The sequence below is a fragment of the Bifidobacterium choerinum genome (genome assembly GCF_000741135.1).
Classification (GTDB): domain Bacteria; phylum Actinomycetota; class Actinomycetes; order Actinomycetales; family Bifidobacteriaceae; genus Bifidobacterium; species Bifidobacterium choerinum.
The window spans coordinates 21,531-28,284 of record NZ_JGYU01000016.1 but is presented as its reverse complement, the minus strand read 5'-3'; the positions used below and the strand labels follow the sequence as shown (position 1 = coordinate 28,284).

Genomic DNA, 6,754 nt, shown 5'->3' with positions numbered 1-6,754 from the left:
GTCGAGGCCGCCGGGCAGCGTCCGCTGCGTGCTCGTGCAGCCGGCGACGACCGAGCTCCGCATCGCCTCCCAGATCGCGTCGAGGCGCGCGTCGAGCACGTCGGCGCCGTGCAGCGCCGTCTCGTTGTCGCGCACGACCTGCGCGATCGACTTATGCTCGTCGGCGCAGATCGCAAGCAGTTCGTCGGCGCTCGTGAACGGATGCGGCACGCCGGCGAGGTCGTCCTCGCGGCGGTACTCCCCTTCGCGCGCCTCCTTCGCCGCCTGCTCGGCGCGTGCGTCGTGCGCGTGGATCGGCAGCACCGGATCGCCGACGAGGCCCTGCTGGATGAAGCCGCCGCCGATCGAGTACCAGACCTGTTCGAAGACGACGCCGTCCTGCATGTCGTAGGCGATGCAGCGCAGCCCGTTGGGGTGTGCGGCGAGACGGTGCCATCCGTCGAGGACGACGTCGTGCGCGAAGTTGAAGGGGATCGTGCGTACGCCGTCGAGGTCGATGGCGCCGCGCGCCTCGCAGCGTGCGCGCAGATCGGCGAGGTAGTCGACGTCGACGGTCTTCGGGTCGTTGCCCTCGAGACCGGCGACGGCGGCGCGGTCGGTGCCGTGTCCGAGCCCGGTCAGGGCGAGCGAGCCGTAAAGGGTGACGGCGACGTGCGCCACACGGGGCAGGACGCCGCGTTCGCGCAGCGCCTCGGCGAAGGCGCGCGTCGCGAGCATCGGCCCGACCGTGTGCGAGGAGCTGGGGCCGACGCCGATGGAGAACAGATCAAGGACGCTGAACATATCTGGCAGTATAGGCGCCGCGTCCGTGTTCCGCCATAGGCTGCCGGCCAATGTGCACGGCCTCCGCGCATGCCGGCCGGCGCGGCCGGCATGCGCGGAGGCCGATGAGGGGCTCTCGGAGCGTGTCGCGGGCACTCACAGCGTATGGAGCATGACGAAGAGGACGTAGCCTCCATAGCAGGCGACGAGCGCGCTGGCGACGGCGAGCGCGGCAAGCGCCGCGCGGTGCCGGGCGAGCCGTTCGCCGAGCGTATAGGCGGCGAAGAACGCCGCCATGCCGAGCAGCGCGCCGCTGACGGCGGCGATCGTCGTGTCGTGCGCGGACAGCGCGCCGGCGCCGAGCCGTCCGGTGATCATGTTGCGCACGCCGAGGACGACCCACACCGTCCACACGCCGAAGGAGAGCGCGCCGATCGCGGCGTAGACGAGCGGCTGCAGCCGCCGGCGCATGCGGTAGGCGAAGGATTCGGCGCACCACAGCAACGCGAAGCCGACGACGAAGGCGAACATGACAGCGAGCAGCGAGGCGACGCCCGCCCATGGCACGAGCGCGAAGACGGCCGGACGGAAGGTCGCGGTCAGCGGCGCGCAGAAGATCTCGCAGAACGTGAGCGTCGCGGCGAGCACGACGGCCTGCGCGAGCATGATCGGCACGCCGCTGTCCGGGTCCTTCACGACGCTCGTGTGCGTGTGCGTGTGCGCGGCCGCGCCGGATGCGCCGGTGGTTGGTTCGCTCATGTGGCTCCCGTCGTCCGTAGGTCTCATGGTCATGATGCTGCGAGTGTACGAAGGAAAAGCGCGCGTTGTGTTACGGGGTATTACGGGCGGATGACGGCGTCGTGACCGGACAAGGCACGGCCGCGCGCGTCCGGAACATGGCCGCGGCACATGGCCGGCCGATATGAAAGGGCCGGCGATCATTGGAACGCCAACGATCACCGGCCTTCAGCCCTCGGTGCCCCCAGTGGGACTCGAACCCACACGCCGCAGCGTTCGATTTTAAGTCGAATGCGTCTACCGATTTCGCCATGGGGGCGCGGCGCCGGCGGGCTTCGCCGGCACGTAGGCATTATGCCATGTCAGCGCGCGGCGAGCAACCGCCGTCCCATGTCGAGCACGAGCCCGTCGAGCAGGCCGTGCTCGCTGGCCACATAGGAGTCGATGACCTTGCCGTGGTCGGCCCGCGCCGCCTCGGCGACGCGTTCGAGCACGCGGCTCCAGATGAGCGCGCCGCCGCCGACGACGTCGATGCGTCCCGGATGGATCGTGCGGTACTGGCCGCGCTCGCGGCGCGTCATGTGCAGGAAGCGGTCGTCGACGTCGAAGGCGGTGGCGAAATCCATGCGCACGCCGTCGACGGCCGCATGGTCGTAGTCGGGCAGCCCCATCGCCAGTGCCGTCATCGTCGTGACGGTGCCGGACACGCCGATGATCGTGTTGACGGAGCCGGCCGGCACATGCCCGAAGGCCTCGTCGATGTGCGCGTCGATGTCGGCGACGGTCTCGTCGATCTGCCGCTGCGTCGGCGGGTCGGAGTGCAGATGGCGTTCGGTCATGCGCACCGAGCCGATGTTCATCGAGAACGCCGCGCGCACCTTCGTCACCGGCATCGTCTCGCCGTCGCCGCCGACGACGAGCTCGGTCGAGCCGCCGCCGAGATCGACGACGAGGAACGGCGGCTCGAGGTCGTCGCGCGACGTCATCGCCGTCGCCGCCAGGAAGCTCAGGTCGGCCTCCTCGGTGCCGGAGATCACCTCGGGGCGCACGCCGAGAATCGATTCGATCGTGTCCTCGAACTCCTTGCGGTTCTCGGCGTCGCGCGTCGCCGACGTGGCGACGAAGCGCAGCGCGTCCACGCGGTGCTCGGCGAGCACGGCCGCGAACTCGCGCGCCGCGGCGTAGGTGCGTTCGAGCGCGTCGTCGGCGAAGCGGTGCGTCTCGTCGACGCCTTCGCCCAGACGCACGACGCGCAGCATGCGCGGCACGACGTCGTGGATGCCGTCGGCGTCGACGCGCGCGATCTTGAGGCGGATCGAGTTCGTGCCGCAGTCGATGCCGGCGACGACGACGGACGGACCGGACGCGTCCGTGCCGCGCCGAGCGTCGTCGCCGGCGCGCTCGGCGGCGTGGCGGCGCGCGCGCCTCGCCGAGCGCCCCTCGTCGAGCGGCGCGCAGCGGCACACGTCCGCGTCGAACTCGCCGCGCATGCGCTCGAGCGCGTCGTCGCCGATCGGGTTGACGCCCGGGCCCATGACGAGGCTCTGCGCGACGAGCGCGTGCAGGCACTTGACGCGGGTCGGCATGCCGCCGGCGCTCGTGCCCTCGATGTGCGTCTCGTCGTCGTTCAGGCGCATGGCCAGCGCATGGCGGAACGCGAGGTACATCATATGGGCGCGCTCGTAGGCGCGGCGCAGGTCCTCGTCCTCGTTCAGGCGCGCGTTGTACTCCTTCATCAGGCCGTCCGCCTCGAGATGCGACGCGGCCTTGACGGCCTCTGGGCTCGTCAGGTACATCGTCGTCGGGAACGGGATCCGGCCGTCGACGAGCGGACGCGTGATCACGGCGAGCGGACGGCCGCAGCGGCAGCGCGCGCCGACGGCGACCATGCCGCGCGGGAAGCGCCCCAGCTGCGCGCCGACGGTCTCGACGTCCTCGTCGCTCGCCGGTTCGGCGAGGAAACGGTCCACGAGTTCCTGCGCCTGCCTCATCGTCTCGGCATCGAAATCGGTCACTGCTGCTCCTTGCTCTGGTCGTCTGATGGCGCGGCGGCGCCGTCCGCGCCCGCCTTGCCGTCCGTTTCGCTGTCCGCCTTGTCGTCCGTCCGCGCGCCGCGCGTCTTGTCCTTGCCGGCGTCGGCCTCCTTGAACGAGTACGCCATCTCGCTGTACCACGGCAGCGTCGATTCCTGCGTCTCGTCGGCGCCGTCGAGCGGCGGCGGCGCCTTCCTGCCGGTCACGGCCTCGGGATGCTCGACGCGGATCGGCTGCTCGCCGGGGAACACGTAGCCGAGGCGCTCGCGTGCCTGCGCGGTCACGTAGGCGTCATCGTCCCACCGCTCGATGTCGTTCTCGAGCTCCTGCTTCTGCGCGACGAGCGCCGCCTCCTGCTTCCTGAGGCTGTTGAGCTCCGACAGGTCGAGCGCATACGAATGGAAGGTCGAGATGAGCTGGATGAGCCCGAGCGCGACGATGAACAGCGCGACGAAGAAGGCGATCGGCCCCGCGCTCGTCCGTCTGGCCGGTCGCTGCTTCGTCTGCGTGGCGCGTGGTCGTTTGCTCATGGATACGAAACTACCCGCCGCATTCGACGAGCGGATGCGACGGGTGGTTTCGTTCATATGATGCTCACGTGGCGGCGGCCGCCGTCACGTGAGGGGCGATCACATGTACTGCTTGCAGGCCTTGAAGGCGCTGTAGCCGGCGTACTCGGCGGTCGAGCCGAGCTCCTCCTCGATCTCGAGCAGGCGGTTGTACTTGGCGATGCGCTCGCCGCGGGCCGGGGCGCCGGTCTTGATCTGGCCGGTGTTCTTCGCGACGGCCAGGTCGGAGATCGTCGTGTCCGGGGTCTCGCCGGAACGGTGGGAGACCATCGACGTGAAGCCGTTCTTCGTGGCCAGCTCGATCGCGTCGAGGGTCTCGGAGACGGTGCCGATCTGGTTGAGCTTGACGAGCAGCGAGTTGCCCGCGCCCATGTCGATGCCCTTCTTCAGGCGCACCGGGTTGGTGACGAAGAGGTCGTCGCCGACGAACTGCAGACGGTCGCCGAGCGCCTTCGTGATCTTCGCCCAGTCTTCCCAGCCTTCCTCCTGGAACGGATCCTCGATGGAGACGATCGGGAACTGGTCGACGAGCTTCTCGTAGAAGTCGAGCATGTAGGCCGAGTCGCGGTCCTCGCCGTCGAAGTGGTACTTGCCGGTCTCCTTGTTGTAGAACTCGGAGGAGGCGACGTCGAGCGCGATGCCGATCTGCTTGCCCGGCTCGTAGCCAGCGGCCGAGATCGCGTCCATGATGTACTTGAGCGAATCCTCGTTGGTCTTCATCTTCGGAGCGAAGCCGCCCTCGTCGCCGAGGCCGGTGGCCAGGCCCTGCTTCTTGAGGACGTTCTTGAGGGTATGGTAGACCTCGACGCCCGCCTGCAGCGCCTCCGAGTAGGTCTCGAAGCCGTACGGGGAGATCATGTACTCCTGGATGTCGGTCGCGAAGTCGGCGTGCGCGCCGCCGTTCATGATGTTCATGTTCGGGACCGGCAGGATGTGGCCGTTGGTGCCGCCGATGTAGCGGTAGAGCGGCAGTTCGGCGGTCTCGGCGGCCGCATACAGGGCGGCGAGCGAGACGCCGAGGATCGCGTTGGCGCCGAGGCGGCCCTTGTTCGGGGTGCCGTCGAGCTCGATCATCAGGTCGTCGAGCGCGCGCTGGTCGGTGGCGTCCATGCCGATGACCTTCGGGGCGATCTCCTCGTTGACGGCCTTGACCGCGCCGAGGACGCCCTTGCCCTGGTAGACGGACTTGTCGCCGTCGCGACGCTCCCAGGCCTCCGCCTCGCCGGTCGACGCGCCGGACGGCACGAGGCCGATGCCACGGGCGCCGTCTTCGGTGTCAAGCACGACCTCGACGGTCGGGTTGCCACGGGAATCAAGAATCTGGCGTGCATACACGCTTTCAATTGCTGCCACAACTGCTCCTTGTGTGTACGGGTTGTGATGACATCTGCAAGAGTAATGCCGTTGTTGGACGATTCGCAACTTCCCGTCGGCGAAAACTGTGAGCGCTCCCACCCCGGCGCGCCCCGTGTCGCGGGCGGCGCGGGGCGCGCCCGCGGCGCCCGGAAACCATACGGATCCCCACCCGTTGTCCAACGTCCCGGGCAACAATGGATGCCGACACGGGGTGCCCGGGCCATGATCTCAAACATGTGCTGGACGCCGCCGCCGCGCACGGCCGCGGCGACGGGAGGAAAGCGGATCGGCTGGGCTGAGATCACACTCGTCGAACCTGAAATAGGCAATGCTATCGAAGGGAATGTCATGTCCGTTCCGGAGCAGATCGGCGCCGTCGTCCCCGACGCGCCGTCGTCGCTTTCCACATCATCATCGGCGGCATCGGCGTCACCATCATCGGCCGCGCCGCGCGCGGGGCGATGGGCGCGGCGTGCCATCGGCGCCGGCGCCGCCTGGGCCTCGACGCTCGCGCTGTTCGCGCTGTGGGCGCTGTGCACCCGTTCGCCCGCCGGCACGCGCGCGCTGCCCTCCCCCGGCGAGGTCGCCGCGGCCTTCGTCGCGATGTGCGACGAGGGCGTGCTGTGGCCGTCGGTGCGCGTCAGCGTGCTGCGCGTGCTCGCCGGCCTCGCCGTCGGCGTCGCGCTCGCCGTGCCGGCGGGCGTCGTCTCGGGCGCGAGCCGCATCGGCGGGGCGATCGTCGACAGGCCGGTCCATATGCTGCGCGCGATCCCGTTCCCGGCGCTCGCGCCGCTGCTCATCGTCATGCTCGGCATCGGCGAGGCGATGAAGGTCGCGCTGATCGCGATCGGCGCGTTCGCGCTCGTCTACGTCAACGTGCGCGACGGCGTGCGCGCGATCGACCCGCGGCTGCTCGAGCTCGCCCGCGCCTACCGGATGCCGCGGCATGTCGTCTTTACGAAGATCCTGCTGCGCGGCGTGCTGCCGCAGTTCATGACCGGCCTGCGCTTCGCGATCACGGTCTCGTGGATCGCGCTCGTCACCTGCGAGACGGTGAACTCGTCGGCCGGCATCGGCTATCTGCTCGCCCGTGCGCAGCAGTTCTTCCGCACCGACCAGATGGTGCTGTGCATCGTGCTGTACGCGGCGCTCGGCCTGCTCAGCGAGTGGGTCGTCGGTGCACTCGAGCGCCTGGCGCACGTGCGCGGCTGACGCCGCTTTCCGGCTCCCCTTTTCCGGCACCGCCTTCATCCTCAGGACCACCAACCATCGAAAACCCCGCACGGTCGCGCCGTG

6 protein-coding genes and 1 tRNA gene are annotated in these 6,754 nt (G+C 69.4%); 1 reads left to right on the top strand and 6 read right to left on the bottom strand.

The genetic code is table 11. From position 1 onward, the window contains the following. The 6 genes from BCHO_RS08535 to eno form a co-directional block, all read right to left on the bottom strand. Positions 1 to 783, bottom strand: a 783-nt coding sequence (locus BCHO_RS08535) for a serine dehydratase beta chain (RefSeq protein ID WP_034256345.1), incomplete at its 3' end; no start/stop codon positions are given. A gap of 135 nt (positions 784 to 918) precedes the next feature. Further along, on the bottom strand, positions 919 to 1,521 hold the full coding sequence (locus BCHO_RS08530) for a cadmium transporter (protein ID WP_232513791.1): 603 nt from the start codon (positions 1,519 to 1,521) through the stop codon (positions 919 to 921). 218 nt (positions 1,522 to 1,739) lie between these two features. Continuing rightward, positions 1,740 to 1,819 (bottom strand) — tRNA-Leu (locus BCHO_RS08525). Positions 1,820 to 1,862: 43 nt separating this feature from the next. Beyond that, a complete protein-coding gene (locus BCHO_RS09120) occupies positions 1,863 to 3,491 on the bottom strand; it encodes a DUF501 domain-containing protein (RefSeq protein ID WP_029675610.1) in 1,629 nt (542 codons plus the stop codon). Positions 3,492 to 3,511: 20 nt separating this feature from the next. Further along, on the bottom strand, positions 3,512 to 4,063 hold the full coding sequence (locus BCHO_RS08515) for an FtsB family cell division protein (protein ID WP_024541244.1): 552 nt from the start codon (positions 4,061 to 4,063) through the stop codon (positions 3,512 to 3,514). Positions 4,064 to 4,162: 99 nt separating this feature from the next. Beyond that, positions 4,163 to 5,455 carry a phosphopyruvate hydratase gene (gene eno / locus BCHO_RS08510; RefSeq protein WP_024541243.1) on the bottom strand — a complete coding sequence of 431 codons (1,293 nt, stop codon included), beginning with the start codon at positions 5,453 to 5,455 and terminating at the stop codon, positions 4,163 to 4,165. Between the two features lie 351 nt (positions 5,456 to 5,806). Here eno and BCHO_RS08505 point away from each other — a divergent pair, with 351 nt between their 5' ends. Next, positions 5,807 to 6,670, top strand: a complete 864-nt coding sequence (locus BCHO_RS08505; protein WP_024541242.1) for an ABC transporter permease — start codon at positions 5,807 to 5,809, stop codon at positions 6,668 to 6,670. The last annotated feature ends 84 nt before the right edge of the window (positions 6,671 to 6,754 follow it).